12 protein-coding genes are annotated in these 14,760 nt (G+C 39.3%); 10 read left to right on the forward strand and 2 right to left on the reverse strand.

Features of this window, described 5'->3' with window-relative positions:
- The first annotated feature begins 166 nt into the window (after positions 1–166).
- Positions 167–1,273, forward strand: coding sequence for a cation diffusion facilitator family transporter (locus tag T543_RS03520; protein ID WP_035765930.1), 1,107 nt, complete (start codon positions 167–169; stop codon positions 1,271–1,273).
- Between the two features lie 52 nt (positions 1,274–1,325).
- On the opposite strand, the gene T543_RS03525 is transcribed toward T543_RS03520, so the two are convergent.
- Entirely contained in the window at positions 1,326–2,429 is a 1,104-nt protein-coding gene (locus T543_RS03525) for a cation diffusion facilitator family transporter (RefSeq protein WP_035765931.1), read from the reverse strand.
- Positions 2,430–2,559: 130 nt separating this feature from the next.
- Here T543_RS03525 and T543_RS03530 point away from each other — a divergent pair, with 130 nt between their 5' ends.
- The 5 genes from T543_RS03530 to T543_RS03550 all read left to right on the forward strand — a co-directional run bounded on the left by T543_RS03530 (position 2,560) and on the right by T543_RS03550 (position 7,297).
- Positions 2,560–4,728: a DEAD/DEAH box helicase gene (locus tag T543_RS03530; RefSeq protein WP_051638508.1), complete on the forward strand. Its 2,169-nt coding sequence runs from the start codon at positions 2,560–2,562 to the stop codon at positions 4,726–4,728.
- A gap of 98 nt (positions 4,729–4,826) precedes the next feature.
- The gene (locus T543_RS03535) at positions 4,827–5,441 is read left to right on the forward strand and encodes a manganese efflux pump MntP (RefSeq protein ID WP_035765932.1); all 615 of its coding nucleotides are present in this window, start codon (positions 4,827–4,829) and stop codon (positions 5,439–5,441) included.
- A 39-nt stretch (positions 5,442–5,480) separates the two neighbouring features.
- Positions 5,481–6,089, forward strand: a complete 609-nt coding sequence (locus tag T543_RS03540) for an NUDIX hydrolase (protein WP_035765933.1) — start codon at positions 5,481–5,483, stop codon at positions 6,087–6,089.
- A 131-nt stretch (positions 6,090–6,220) separates the two neighbouring features.
- Positions 6,221–6,904, forward strand: coding sequence for a YggS family pyridoxal phosphate-dependent enzyme (locus T543_RS03545; RefSeq protein ID WP_035765934.1), 684 nt, complete (start codon positions 6,221–6,223; stop codon positions 6,902–6,904).
- Between the two features lie 120 nt (positions 6,905–7,024).
- Complete coding sequence (locus T543_RS03550; protein ID WP_035765935.1) at positions 7,025–7,297, forward strand: hypothetical protein; 273 nt, start codon at positions 7,025–7,027, stop codon at positions 7,295–7,297.
- A 112-nt stretch (positions 7,298–7,409) separates the two neighbouring features.
- Here the strand turns inward: T543_RS03550 and T543_RS15010 are convergent, their stop codons facing one another.
- Entirely contained in the window at positions 7,410–8,558 is a 1,149-nt protein-coding gene (locus T543_RS15010) for a GGDEF domain-containing protein (RefSeq protein ID WP_051638509.1), read from the reverse strand.
- A gap of 229 nt (positions 8,559–8,787) precedes the next feature.
- Here T543_RS15010 and T543_RS03560 point away from each other — a divergent pair, with 229 nt between their 5' ends.
- Genes T543_RS03560 through T543_RS03575 form a run of 4 tightly spaced genes read left to right on the forward strand, consistent with a single transcriptional unit; the run spans position 8,788 to position 14,738 of the window.
- Positions 8,788–11,466, forward strand: a complete 2,679-nt coding sequence (locus T543_RS03560; protein WP_081829925.1) for a right-handed parallel beta-helix repeat-containing protein — start codon at positions 8,788–8,790, stop codon at positions 11,464–11,466.
- Between the two features lie 20 nt (positions 11,467–11,486).
- Complete coding sequence (locus tag T543_RS03565) at positions 11,487–12,785, forward strand: hypothetical protein (protein WP_035765936.1); 1,299 nt, start codon at positions 11,487–11,489, stop codon at positions 12,783–12,785.
- Position 12,786: 1 nt separating this feature from the next.
- Entirely contained in the window at positions 12,787–13,506 is a 720-nt protein-coding gene (locus T543_RS03570) for a DUF6320 domain-containing protein (RefSeq protein ID WP_035765937.1), read from the forward strand.
- Positions 13,507–13,535: 29 nt separating this feature from the next.
- A complete protein-coding gene (locus T543_RS03575; RefSeq protein WP_035765938.1) occupies positions 13,536–14,738 on the forward strand; it encodes a pectin acetylesterase-family hydrolase in 1,203 nt (400 codons plus the stop codon).
- Positions 14,739–14,760 lie beyond the last annotated feature (22 nt).

The raw sequence follows: 14,760 nt of genomic DNA on the forward strand, positions 1-14,760 counted from the left end.
TATGTATATAATACAATTGATTTTTGACAAAAGTATGTACACACCCTAAAAGAATAATAAGAATTGTAATCAATGGATTAATAAAATATTACACAATCATAAACAAATACATATTTGCAATATGGTTTTGAAATATGATTTATAAAACTTAAAAAGAGGTGTCAGCATGAACAGAGACAAGATTATAGTAAGAACCAGCATTTTGGGAATAATAGCCAATTGCCTTCTGGCAGGTTTTAAGGCTGCAATCGGTCTTATTTCAGGGTCTATCGCCATAACGATGGATGCAGTAAACAATTTAAGTGATGCGCTTTCTTCTGTTATAACAATTATCGGAACCAAGCTTGCAGGCAAAGCTCCCGACAAAAAGCACCCTCTTGGTTACGGAAGAATTGAGTATCTAAGTGCGGCTGTTATCTCTGTGATCGTACTCTATGCCGGTATTACATCACTTATCGAATCAATTAAAAATATTATAAATCCCAAGGTTCCTGAATATTCGATTCCGAGCCTTATTATTGTAGGAGTTGCAGTTGTAGTGAAGATTGTTCTGGGAACTTACGTTAAAAAGACAGGGGAGAGTGTTAATTCAGATTCCCTTATCGCTTCGGGAGAGGATGCAAAAAATGACTCGATCATTTCTTCAGCAACCCTTGTTGCTGCTATTATATTTATTCTTACAGGATTAAAACTGGAAGCTTATCTGGCAGGAATTATTTCAATAATAATTATAAAATCAGGTCTTGAGATGCTTAGAGACACACTTTCGCAGATTCTTGGTGAGAGAGTAGATGCTTCAATAACAAATGAGATTAAGAAGACAGTAGCATCTTTTCCCGATGTACTCGGTGCTTATGACCTTATCCTTCATAACTATGGCCCGGATAAGCTTGTGGGTTCTATACATATAGAAGTGCCTGAAGGTATTTCAATTAAGAGACTTGATCAGCTTGAAAGAGAGATAGCCATGGAAGTATTTAAAAAGCATGGCGTAGCACTTGAGGGAATTGGTATTTACTCCAATAATTCAGATGATTCTGCAGCAGGAAAGCTTAAGAGCGAAATTGTAAAGATAGCTACCAAGTACGAGCATGTTAAACAGATTCATGGTTTTTATTTAGATGAAGTAAAAAAATATGTTTCCTTCGATATAGTCATTAACTTCGATGCCGATGACAGAAAGGGATTGTTTGACACGATAATGAAGGAGATAAAAGATACTTATCCTATGTATGAATTTGAAGTAGCAATGGACAGAGATTATAGTGACTAATAAAGAAAGACAGCTGAAAAAGCTGCCTATCTTTTATAATCATGAGAATATGTCAGATATCAAGATCTCTATGAATTATGAATGTGTATTCCGGGAAAGCCTCTTCAAGGTGCATCTGAGCATGTGCTCCTGTTTCCTCGGGATATTTATCATCAAAGCTTGTAACAACATCCAGATAAACCTGTTTTTTCTTGGAGTCTATGTATATTCCATGAACCTGGATGATTGATTCGATATGTTCAAGTCTTTTTTCTATCTCCAGACGCATGGCCTTTGTTTCTTCATCGTAGGAGCAGGTTCCTATGCTTGATAGAGTGACGCCAAATTTTTGGTTAATGTCGCGTTTTAAATCCTGCGTCATTATGGAGATATCAGATGCTGTCATTTTGCTGTCTATATCGACCTCTACGGAACCTATATATCTGCTCGGACCATAGTTGTGAAGGATGAGATCATGAACACTAAGTACGTTTTCATTTTTACTTATTTCTTCAATTATCTTGTCTGTGAAACTTCTATCCAGCCGCCTTCCCAAGATATCGTTTAGATCATCAAATAATAGTTCAAACCCGGAACGCATGATAAGGATTGCAATTAGTAGACCAACGATAGCATCAAGCTGAATGTGCATCGTAATGTATATCACAGTTGAAACAAGTACTGCAACAGATATAAGGCAGTCATTAAGCGCATCAACTCCGGAGCCGACAAGTGCAGGTGAATTGTACAATTTACCCCTGTTTTTGACATATGTACCAAGAACGCATTTAGTCACTATGGTAAAGACAAGAATAAGAATTGTATATACTGAGTAGTTTGTTTGAGTAGGCTCAAATATCTTTTTTATTGCTTCAAAACATGCGGTCATTCCTGCGTAGATAACTATGATCGACACAATGATCGCACTTAAATACTCAATTCTGCCGTGCCCCATTGGATGATCTTCATCAGGTTTTTTGGATGCAAGAAGAAGACCTATTATTGTTATAATAGAGCTCACAGCATCAGTCAAATTATTTAAGGCGTCGAGAACGATAGCAATAGATCCGGATAAAATGCCTACAACAGCCTTGCACATCACAAGAATCAGATTTGCGACAATACTTATTATCGACGTATGTACGATTTTTTTATCACGATTATTTGTATTATTCATGCCAATATTATAGCAACTTATATGTAAAAAGTTAAGAAAGCAAATTTACAATACTGAATTTGTGAATAAGCACTATAATGAAAAAGGCAAAGTCCAAAATCGACCAATAATACAGGAAAAACTACATTATATGAACAAACCAAATTTTAAAGATTTAAAAAAGCTAATAAAAGCAATAGATGATACTAATGAAGTATTCAAAAGTATATTTAATGACCGCATATTGCAGGAAAACAATATCAAAGATCTCTGCAATAAGATTGCAGGAATGGAGGCCAAAAAGGCACTTTTTGATGTTTCCGTGGATGAGCTTAAAAATGCAAAGGCAGGAATAAGAGTTCAGGCACTTGTGGATGCAGGATACGCTAACCTTGGGCAGATAGCAAAGGCAACTGACTATGAAATTCAGGCAGTTGATGGTATAGGAGAAAAGCAGACGGAGGCAATACGAAATATTGTAACTGAGTTTGCAAATAGCCTGGCATCCGGAGTGACGATCCACCTTGATATAGAGGATGGCTCTTATAACGCAGCGGAAAATGCTGCGCTTATTACTGAGCTTGCAAACTACATAAATTGCGAAAAGATAAGAAAAGATGTTTCGATAGGAGCATCAAATCTCAATACCTTTGCTCAAAATATAAAGGAAAGCAAAATAATCAGAAACAGTGTGCACTGGCTTTTTTCTTCTCAAGCATCCAAACAGAATACTGCTTCCATGGCTGAAAATATATATGAGTTTTGTAACAGCGATTTCTTTGAGAAAATGCTTCATACCATAGATCTGTATCAGGAAGCATCTCATACTCCGCAGAGTGTTGCAATAGAGTCATTTAAAAGGAACAGTGCAGATTTCTATGCGCTTTTGGAAAACTTGGGAAATGTAACGGGAAACAAACCGTTCATTTATGACAGTATTCCCGCTCAGCTTGCAGAAAAGATAAATGAAACAGAATTAAATCTTGATGATTTTAGAGGGACGCTCAGAGCTTATCAGGCTTTTGGAGCCAAATATGTTTTGCATCAAAAGAAAGTACTTCTTGGCGATGAGATGGGACTTGGAAAAACAATCCAGGCAATTGCTGCCATGTCACATATACAGACAACAGAACAAAAGAATTGTCATTTTCTCATTGTCTGCCCGGCCAGCGTGCTTATCAACTGGGCGAGGGAGCTAAAGAAATTTAGTACGATCGAAGCTTTTGTTCTACATGGGCAGGCACTTGAAGAGGCTTTTCAAAAATGGCGTGAAATTGGTGGCGCCGCCATAACCAATTATGAATCTCTGGGAAAAATTGTAGATAATATAGATGATCATATGTCGCTTTCAATGCTGATAATAGATGAAGCCCATTATATGAAAAATCCTGATGCAAAAAGAACTATGTACATCAGAAGGCTTGATAATGAGTCAGAGAGAATTCTTTTGATGACCGGAACACCTTTGGAGAACAGAGTTGATGAAATGTGTAACCTTATTGATTTTATTCGCCCGGATATGACAAAAGAGGTAAAATCTCTTGCTAATATCAGCCATCTGCCTCAATTTAAGGAAAAACTCGCTTCTGTTTATATCAGAAGAACAAGACAGCAGGTCCTTAAAGAACTACCTGAAATCGCACAGGAGCAGGAGTGGTGCAGCCTTACTGAAGAAGATAGAGAAAGCTATAAGGAAGCAATTCTGAGTGGAAGCTTTCCCGCTATGAGAAGGGTTTCGTTTCTTCAGGAGGATATGAGCACATCATCTAAGTGCACCAGGTTATTGGAACTTCTTGATCAGGCCTCAGATGATGGGAGAAAAGTGATCATATATTCATTCTTTAGAGATACATTATCGAAGGTCAGCGCCATTCTGGGAAGCAGATGTATAGGTGTGATCAGCGGTGACACTAATATGAGCACCAGACAGCTTTTGGTGGATAAGCTTTCTGATGCTCCAGATGGTAGTGTGCTTGTTAGTCAGATAATAGCCGGTGGTGTTGGTCTAAATATACAGGCAGCCAGTATCGTTATATTCTGTGAACCGCAGATTAAACCTTCGCTTGAAAGTCAGGCGCTTTCAAGAGTTTACAGAATGGGACAGGTTCGGAATGTTCTTGTGTATAGACTACTGTGTCCGGATACGATAGATGATGAGATGATGCTGATCCTGGATGAGAAGCAGCTTGAATTTGATAACTATGCAGATGAATCAGTAGTTGCAGGTGCTTTTGACAACATCATGGATAAGGAGTGGATTACCAGGGCAATAGAAAAAGAAAGACAAAAATATTTGCCCATGGTGATAAATGCTGATTGAAAATGTGCAGTGTATTTTAGACCTTCTATTTCTGATTATGTATAAGCAATAAAAATATTTATAGTGCAAAAAGACATTATGGTGTATTATTTTAAATTATGAATAATTTGATAATCTTTTTCATTAACTCAACTCTACTTGGCGTAGGCCTTGCGATGGATGCATTTTCGGTTTCTGTTGCAAATGCACTTTCTGAGCCGGCAATGAAGCTTTCACGAAAGAGACTTGTTGCAGGGACTTTTGCCTTCTTTCAGTTTTTGATGCCGCTTATTGGCTGGATGTGCGTTGTAGGCGCTGCATCTGCATTTGCTGAGTTCCAGAAATTCATTCCGTGGATTGCTCTTATCCTTTTATTATTTATCGGTGGAAAAATGCTTAAGGAGGGCATTTTTGAGCAGAATAAGGTTGCAGCAGATGAACTGGAAAATGAAATTGAATCCGGAAAAATCTCAACAAAAATGCTTATGGTTCAGGGAATTGCCACATCTATAGATGCACTTTCCGTTGGATTTACAATATCCGATCACACATTTAAGATGGCTTTTTTTGCCTGCCTTATAATCGCTGTTGTGACCTACTTTATATGCAGACTGGGTCTTAAGATAGGGGCAAAATTCGGACTAAAACTTGCAGGAAGGGCGACAATAATTGGTGGTATAATACTAATCGGAATAGGTATCGAAATATTTGTACGCGGTATCTTCGGAATCTGATAACACTTTTGATTTTTCTAACAATATGAGAGGTCCCAAATGATCAATGTAAAAAAGATAGAACAGCTTACGCAGAATAAATTTGTCAACCTTTTTCATTTTTCAGGTGAAAATAAAAAGGGACATAAATCCAACTATTTTGTTGCATCAAGGGCAAAGAGCGAGGATGAGCTAAAGGCCGTAACAAGGAAGGATACTCCGGACGGTGTTTCAATCTATGCTTTATACGGAGAGAAGAAAGATAAAGTTGTGCTTATCAGACAGTACAGATATCCTATTGACGATTTTATCTATGAGTTCCCGGCAGGACTTTGCGAAAAGGGAGAGGACTTTAAGGAAGCTGCAATAAGAGAACTTCACGAGGAAACAGGCCTTGTATTTACACCTCTTGATGTTGACCCCATGTTTGAAAAACCAAGATATACCACAGTTGGAATGACGGATGAATCCGTTGCCAAGGTTTATGGCTATGCAGAGGGAAATATCAGCGACAAATATCAGGAATCAAGTGAAGAAATCGAAGTAGTGATCGCAGACAAGGATGAGATCAGAAGGATATTAAAAGAAGAAAAAGTTGCTGTTACAGCAGCTTATCAGCTCATGCATTTTCTTTCAGATGATGAGCCTTTTGACTTTTTGAATATCTGATCTTTTTATAAATTTCTGACATAAGGGAGGAACCATCATGACGAAGTCATGATTTGGAATGGTTCCGACCGATAGGGCAGGATTGCGGAGCAATCGTGCCAATACATAATATACGAGGAGAGAATGCTTAAATGTCCATCAGGGAAAACCTTATAAACGTTGAAGAGAAAATTACCAAAGCCTGCGAAAGAGCAGGCAGAGATAGAAGCGAAGTTACACTTATTGCTGTGAGCAAAACCAAGCCGGTATCTGATCTTGAGGAGGCAATGCGCTGCGGCATTACTATATTTGGCGAAAACAAGGTTCAGGAGATCCGCGATAAATCCGAGGCGATAAAAGAACCTGTAAGCTTTCATATGATAGGACATCTCCAGACAAACAAAGTTAAATATCTTCCGGGAAAAGTTGTCATGATACATTCTGTAGACAAGATAAGTCTTGCGGAGGAGATTGAAAAACAGTTTGCTAAAACAGATTCTGTAATAGATGTTCTGTGCGAAGTAAACATGGCAGGAGAGGATACTAAATTTGGCCTTGCACCTGATGAAGTATTTTCCTTTGTAAGAGAGATAGCAAAGCTTTCCCACTTAAGAGTAAGAGGTCTTATGACCATAGCACCCTTCACAGAAGATCCGGAGAGCAACAGGCAATATTTCAGAGCTCTTAGGGAGATGAAGGATAAGCTTGCTCTTGAAAACATTCCGGGAACTAAGATAGATACACTTTCTATGGGAATGACCGGAGACTACGAGGTAGCAATTGAAGAAGGTGCAACCTTTGTCAGAGTCGGAACAGGCATTTTCGGCGCAAGATAACTCTTCTTCTCATCAGTTTATTTTCTTTTCATAATCGTTTTCTTGCTAATTTTAGAGATAATATTTAGAATAGAAGTAGGGGCTGAGTTAGCCGTAATTTTTCTTGAAGGGATTTATCTGATGCAGAGAACCATGATGCTCAATAAAAACTTCACATTGGATCAGATCAATCACTTGATAGATACGGGGCATATCTTTGTTGCGCCCCTTGGTCTAAATAGTACGGCATATATTGTTATTAACCACAAACCTTTTATGGTGGTTGTGACCGATGTGTCGATGTTTGCCATCCAGCTTTCCGGTTCCTGGTACGCTTGGGACGAGCTTGAAAAGATGGGCGGCGTCTATGCATCAGAATTCGATGCACTAAAAGCAGTTGCAAACGGGGTATAAACATATAAAGGATGAAAATGGCAACGATACTTCAAAAGGCGTTACTGTTAAGTAAATAATGAGCAAAAATAGGAGCTGTAAAAATGATTTCTCGTTTTTACAGCTCCATTTTTTACGTTCTGTTGTGTTTCATATGATATAGATCTGTGTCTGCTCTGGCTATTAGTGATGGGATAGGAACGGGAGCAGAGTAGTCAAATTCGGCAATTCCTACGCATACCGATAAGTTGTAGGGAGCGCCGGCTTTTTCGTTTAGCATTTTTACATTTGCTCTTATTTTTTCGGAGAGCCAGTTTATCTCGCCCTTGTATTCAGCTTCTGCGATAACTATGAACTCATCACCACCAAAGCGGGATACAAAGAAACGGTTTCTGTGGGCCTGGCAGGCTTCCTTCATGGCAGTGGCAACTCTAATAAGAGCCTTGTCGCCTTCTATATGACCATATCTGTCATTTATCTCCTTGAAGTGATCAACGTCAACAATCATGAGATAGAGAGACAGTCCCGGTGTCTGTGTATGCATCTTCTTTAAGAGATAGCGCTGCATCTGATTTCTGTTGTTTACCTGAGTCAGTGAATCCATGGAGATCAGATTTTCCATAGCTGTAAGGTAGACAAGTAAAACAGATATCGTTGCGCCGTAGCAAAGGATCGGAACATAGATAAATACTGTCTGTAGTACACCTGTTACCAAAGGAAGCAACGGAAAAATTCCGATCACAAGGTAGAGCTCATGATCATAATATTTGTCCTCATTAAACGCTCTGTAGAAAGCTTTTCCTGCGGCAATTAGCATATAAACAACAGGAATACATACTAAAATCCCGTAAAGCGGACCATACTGGATACGATTCTGATCATCAAAATAAAATACAACGCCTGAAAAAACAGCGGAGATGATCATGATGATCGCAATAAGTACAGGAATTGCTACAAGGAGTCTTCCTTTTGAAGTCATGACAAGACTGTTCTTCTGGATCATCTCGCAATATACGTACCAGAAATAACTGGAGCATACTATAAGAATATACGGAACAATGGTTGAAAAATACATGATCTCTTCTGATCTGGGAATTATTCCGAATTCCAAAAGTACCCACATTGAGTCGGTAAAAAAGTAAGACATTAAAACTATAATTAGACTTCGCAGAACTATTGTGGAAGTCTGACGATCGATGCCCTGATTTATTTTAAAAAGTAACAGACCGATTATAACAAAACAAGCAAGATTAGCCTGAACATAATAAAATGCTTCGCTCACTTTGAACCCCCAAAATGTTACTGATCGCACGGGACGACTAAAAAATATTGTAGCATGAAATCTAAGCATTGGACGACATTTTAAAATAATTTATTTTTTTTTAATCATTTTTTTCGAAGAATGTAAAAATAGAGTTAAATTATAAAAATGACTTAAAATGATGTATAATTAATTAGTTAAAAGTTTTGTTAATTTAACTATATTTTTTTTTATGCAGAAAGGGGAAGCCATGCAGATTTATGTTTCACAAAGCGTAGTTCGAAGTGGCGACGGAAGTAGAAATCACCCATTCAGGTCAATTCAGGAAGCCGCCAACATTGCCATGCCCGGAGATGTAGTTATTGTTGCACCGGGAATATACAGGGAGTCTGTTCACCCTGTAAACAGCGGAACCAAGGATGCTCCGATAACTTATTGCACTACGATACCGCAAGGTGCGATCATTACAGGTGCTGAGGAGATAAAGGGCTGGGAAACTTTCAAGGGCAATGTATATAAGGTAAATATACCTAACAGTATTTTCGGTAATTACAATCCCTTCACAACACTTGTTTCGGGAGACTGGTATTTTGGTACAAATCCCGTTCATACAGCAGACGTTTATTTAAACGGCAAATCTATGTATGAAACTTTTTCTCTTGAGAGTGTAGAGAATCCTGTAAAAAGGGAAAACTCCTGGGAAAAAGAAGCATCAGCCTATGTCTGGTTTGCTGCGCAGGAGAATGATGACACCGTGCTGTTTGCCAATTTCGGAGGCAAGGATCCAAATGAAGAAAATGTGGAAATAAGTGTCAGAAGAAACTGTTTTATGCCGCTTGAAGACCACATCGATTACATTACTGTTTCAGGATTTGCATTGAAACAGGCAGCTACAAACTGGGCTCCGCCCACAGCTTATCAGGACGGACTAATTGGTCCTCACTGGTCAAAGGGCTGGATAATCGAAGATTGCGAGATATCTGAGTCCAAGTGCGCGGGAATATCTCTCGGAAAATATCTTCAGGGACAAAATGAAAACAAGTGGAGCAGAACTCTGATAAAAGACGGAACGCAGACACAGAGGGATGCTGTATGCGAAGCTGTAAATGATGGATGGGATAAGGAAACTATAGGTTCCCATATAATCAGAAGGTGCGAGATACATGACTGCGGACAGGCGGGAATAGTAGGGCATCTTGGCGGAGCATTCTCCGTAATTGAAGATAATCATATATTCAGGATAAATAACAAACAGGATATTGAAGGTGCCGAGATAGGCGGTATAAAGCTCCATGCGGCAATAGACACAGTGATCAGAAGAAACCATATCCATCACTGCACAAGAGGTCTGTGGCTTGATTGGGAGGCACAGGGAACAAGAGTTACAAACAACTTTTTCCATGACAACACTCCGCCTGAGGGTTGTCATATAAGCGGAGGCTTAAGCCTCGGAGAGGATCTGTTTGTTGAAGTATCTCATGGACCTACGTTGATAGATCATAATATTTTCCTCTCTGATATCGCATGCAGGCTCAGTACGCAGGGTATAGCACTTGTACATAATCTTATAAACGGATCGTTTTCATTTGTCGGAAGCGGATGCGATAACGGAAGCGTAAGATTCCAGAGCTGCAGGTATACGCCATATCATGTTAAGCACTCGACAAAGATTGCGGGCTTTATGACTATACTTCATGGCGATGCAAGATTTTACAATAATATCTTTGTTCAAAAAGAAGTTAAGCAGAATATAAGAGATTATGTCACAGCGATGCACATGGATTCGTTAAATGAATATAATCTTATCTGCGGAACAAAGCCCTATGACGGATATCCCACTGAGGGTGCGTATTTTGCAAGACTTGCCAATCCGCCAAAGGAATATGATGAAAACTTTAATGACAGATTTTACGATCATCTGCCTGTTTATACAGGTGGCAACGCATACTTTAACGGAGCAATGCCATGTGATACCGAGATTAATCCGTACATAGAACAGAATCATTCTGTTAAAATATTTGTATCTGAAGAGGATGGACATTACAGGCTGCATACCAATCTGTACGAATATCTGCCGAGGAATATCGCACGTCCTGTATCTACCAAGGTTTTGGGCAGTGCTTTTGAGAGTGAGCAGCGTTTTGAAAATCCGGACGGAACAGATATAATCTTTGATATGGACTACTTTGGTAGAAAACGCGGAATACATCCTCTTGCCGGTCCTTTTGAAGAAGGTGCGGCAGACAGATTTACCGTTTCAATGCCTACTATGAGTGAGAGAAGCCTTTATTATCGTCAAAGTTCAAGGCTTGAGGGAAAAGAGAGAAGAAGGATATCCGACACTCATACCGAAGTCGAAAAAGAGGCACCTTTCTTTGATCCGGAAGATGCAAAGGGTCCCGATAACGACGACTCCTGGAGTATTCCGGAGAGTGAGACGGTTTACAAGGTTCAGGCCAATGTGACTATGACAGGATGCGAAGATGTATCATTTCCGTACAATGGCACGCTTTTCCAGGTGCAGGATATTTTTGTAAAGGGAAATACCGCATGGCTTCGTGATCTGAAAACGCAGAGGCTTATTGAAGTTGATTGCGAATATGGAATTTATTCCGAAAAAACAAAATGGAGTGTAAGCTCGCTTCAGACTATTGATGCGTCTTCAGATAATAACGTCGGAGGCCTTGTTCAGACAGTGGGAACGCTTCTGTGCGTTCTTAGTAAGAGCATGACTCATGATCCTGTCGATGCATGCAAGACCATAAGCGAACGTGTAAACAGAGCGCTTGAGCCCAGAATAACGATGAGGCTTACACCTAAATATCTTAAATTTATACAGGAGAAAAAATTCATCTCGCTGGAGGATGTAATTTACAGAGTAAAGACATCTCCGATTGAGCCGGTCACTGAAACAGTTGAAAATCTGTGACCATTCGAATAATAGTAATAATGGATAAAAGTTCTAACTGGTACAAACTCGATAACGCAGCAAAAATTATTCCTTCTACGGTTCGCGGGGCAAATACGAGAGTTTTTCGTATTTCCTGCGAACTTATAGAAGATGTTGATCCAAAGATTCTTCAGCAGGCACTTGACGAATCTATCATTGAATACCCATTTTTTAATTGCATATTAAGAAGAGGTCTGTTTTGGTATTATCTGGAGGATTCTCAGCTAAAATGCACAGTTGAAGAGGAGAATCTTCCTGCCTGCAGTCCTTTATATCTTCCCGGAAAAAAGAGCCTTCTATACAGAGTCTTTTATTACAAGAGAAGGATAAACATGGAGATGTTCCATGTCCTTGCAGACGGAACAGGCGCATTCATGTTCTTTAGGAGAATGGTCACAAGGTATCTGGAAATAGCGCATGATTTCCGCGTAGACAGTGACTTTTTTGCCAATGAGATTGCATCTCTTCAGGAGAGAAATAACGACTCATTCACCCATTATTATCAGAATCAAAAGGGACTTAAGCAGCTAAAGAGCTTATCATCAAACAATGCTTTTCAGTTAAATGGTGAGACCGACAGCAATAACAATTGCCACCTTGTAGAGATAATGGTTTCCTCTAAGGAATTTAAGGCACTTGCTGAAAAATACAATTCGACAGTAGGAGTCTTATCTACTGCAATCTATATAGCAGCAATCATAGATACCATGTCATCAGCTCAGAAGAAAAAACCTATCGTAGTAAGTGTTCCTGTCAATTTAAGGCAGTATTTTAAATCCTTTACTGCAAGGAATTTCTTTGGTGTTATCAGCATAAAATATGATCCTATGGATTTTGACAACACGCTTTCAAGCATTATAGGTGTTGTAAATGCCTCCTTTAAGGAACAGCTTGATCCAAAGAGAATAAATGAAACAATGAACTCCTATGCGGCGCTTGAGCATAATATAGCGATAAAGGTTGTTCCTCTTTTTATAAAGGATTATGCGATCGGGCAGTTTGATGCCGCGGCTAAAAAGGGTGTCACCACATCTATCTCCAATATGGGCGTCATAAAAATGCCGGCAGAGGTAACACCTTTTATTGACAGATTCAGCGCATTTATGACAGCTGCCAAGGAGCAGATCACAATCTGCAGCTTCAGAGACAGGCTTGTATTTGGCGAGTGCTCAGCTTTTGTAGACCACCCTACCATGCTCAATCTCTGCAGAAGATTATCGTCAGAAGGAATAAGAGTCGAGGTTGCAACCAACGACTATGATGATCTGACTGAAGAAAAGAAAGAGGAGACTGTCTAAAATGTATTATTGCCCTAAATGTAAGATAACGATCAGAGGAAAAAAGACCTGTTGTCCTCTCTGTGAAGGAAAAATATTGACCGGTGTAGAGCTTAAGAGAACAGGCATAGATGAATCTATATATAATTCCGATGATTTTACGGAAGATTATAATGAAGCATTTCCTATTTTAAATACAGGAAAAATGTCAGGAAGCACATTTAAGAAAATCTGCACATTTCTTTTGGCTATCGTGTTTGTAATGTGGATTACACTCAAATATCTTTTTAAGGATGCGGTTTCATGGATGGATGCCTTTATGCTGGGGACTGTGGTTGCATGGGCAGATATTATGGCAATCATGAGATACAGATATAACGTGCTTAAGGTTTTGGCTGTAGAAGTTCTGTTTGCGATAATAATTGACTATTACATCGACAAGGTAACGGGCTTTAGGGGATGGAGCGTAATCTGGATGATTCCATTCTGCCTGGTTGGACATTCTGCTGTAACTTTTGCCATATCCAAATTCATGAAGCTTAGATTTGTTGAGTACATCATCTATATTGTTATGGATGCGGTACTTGCGTTTGGCCAGATATTCTTTATATGGAATGGTGAAAATACACTTCCCTATGCAGCTGTTTTTGTAATCGCTGCGTACACGATTGCGATCATTGCAGCAATTATCTTCAGATACAGAGAACTGAAATTTGCAACTGAGAAAATGTTCAATGTCTGAAAAAATGTAAATGTTTTGATGAGGGGAAAATGGACAGAGAGGAATTTAAAAACAAAAGACAGATAAGGAAGCAGAAGATTGGACTTCAGATCGGTGATTTTGTCGATAAATCAATAAGTAAAAGGATCAAAGATAAAGATCTTCTTGCGCCAATCCTTCCGGATGATCCCAAATCCCATACTTGGTACAGAGTGCCTATTGAAAATGGGATGGCAGGTGACGGCTCTGAATATCATATATATGTTAAGATTGCAGATCCCGCAAAACTCTGTATCTTTTTTTCCGGCGGAGGAGTTGCCTGGAACGAATATACGGCTGCAAGGCCTGTTTCAGGCGGAAAAACTCTTGCCGAACTTCCCAATTATTACTGGAACAACTTAAGACCGCTTACTCAGATAATGAACATTGATATCGGCATTATGAATATGCGTGATGCCGATAATCCCTTCAGGGACTTTAGCATAATAGATATAACCTATGCTACAGGCGATTTTCATGTGGGAGATAATGATTTCCCTTATGTGGGTGAGGATGGAGAAGATCACATCCTTCATTTTCATGGATACAAGAATTTCAAGGAATCCATGAAAATAGCAAAGAAGCTTTTTAAAGATCCCGAGCACCTTCTGATTGCAGGAAACAGCGCGGGCGCTTTTGCTGTGCCGGCACTTACGGATGAAATCCTTACAAATGTGTATCACAATGTGTCGGACATTACGCTTTTATCTGACAGTGCGCAGCTTCTTTACAGCAAATGGAAAAAGACGGCAACGGATGTCTGGCATGCTCCAAAGAAAATCTGTGATGATATCTCGTCAGATAACATCACTCTTTCATGGTACAGAAAGCTGTATAAAAAGTACGGCAACAGCCTAAGATATCTTTATGCCAGCTCAACAAGGGACTATCTTCTTAGCGCCTACTACAACGATGTAACAAACAAGGTATACAAGACTGACAGCGACGTGCAGAGCGCTTTTTATGAACAGTTAAAGGAAATGGTTTTGGAGCTTAAAAAACTGACTCCCGATTTTGGTATGTACATAAATGAATGGGAGATACCGCTTATAACAAAGGGCGGGACAGTTCATACTGCGGTCAGGGAGCCATACTTTACCAAATTTACGCAGGATGATGTGACTATGGCCAGATGGCTCTATGATGCTGTAAACGGAAATGTATATGATGTAGGAATGAGTCTTTTGTCTAATGAAGAGGAGAAAAGGGACTAAACAAAAATAATATTCGTGCCGA

The organism is Butyrivibrio sp. NC2002, assembly GCF_000702265.1.
GTDB lineage: Bacteria > Bacillota > Clostridia > Lachnospirales > Lachnospiraceae > Butyrivibrio.

What these genes read in the sequence shown, in the direction of transcription:
- T543_RS03575 (WP_035765938.1), top strand. Translation starts at nt 13,536, where the DNA reads ATGGACAGAGAGGAATTTAAAAACAAAAGACAGATAAGGAAGCAGAAG.
- T543_RS03540 (WP_035765933.1), top strand. Translation starts at nt 5,481, where the DNA reads ATGATCAATGTAAAAAAGATAGAACAGCTTACGCAGAATAAATTTGTC.
- T543_RS03545 (WP_035765934.1), top strand. Translation starts at nt 6,221, where the DNA reads ATGTCCATCAGGGAAAACCTTATAAACGTTGAAGAGAAAATTACCAAA.
- T543_RS03570 (WP_035765937.1), top strand. Translation starts at nt 12,787, where the DNA reads ATGTATTATTGCCCTAAATGTAAGATAACGATCAGAGGAAAAAAGACC.
- T543_RS03550 (WP_035765935.1), top strand. Translation starts at nt 7,025, where the DNA reads ATGCAGAGAACCATGATGCTCAATAAAAACTTCACATTGGATCAGATC.
- T543_RS03525 (WP_035765931.1), bottom strand. Translation starts at nt 2,429, where the DNA reads ATGAATAATACAAATAATCGTGATAAAAAAATCGTACATACGTCGATA.
- T543_RS03560 (WP_081829925.1), top strand. Translation starts at nt 8,788, where the DNA reads ATGCAGATTTATGTTTCACAAAGCGTAGTTCGAAGTGGCGACGGAAGT.
- T543_RS03530 (WP_051638508.1), top strand. Translation starts at nt 2,560, where the DNA reads ATGAACAAACCAAATTTTAAAGATTTAAAAAAGCTAATAAAAGCAATA.
- T543_RS03520 (WP_035765930.1), top strand. Translation starts at nt 167, where the DNA reads ATGAACAGAGACAAGATTATAGTAAGAACCAGCATTTTGGGAATAATA.
- T543_RS03535 (WP_035765932.1), top strand. Translation starts at nt 4,827, where the DNA reads ATGAATAATTTGATAATCTTTTTCATTAACTCAACTCTACTTGGCGTA.
- T543_RS03565 (WP_035765936.1), top strand. Translation starts at nt 11,487, where the DNA reads ATGGATAAAAGTTCTAACTGGTACAAACTCGATAACGCAGCAAAAATT.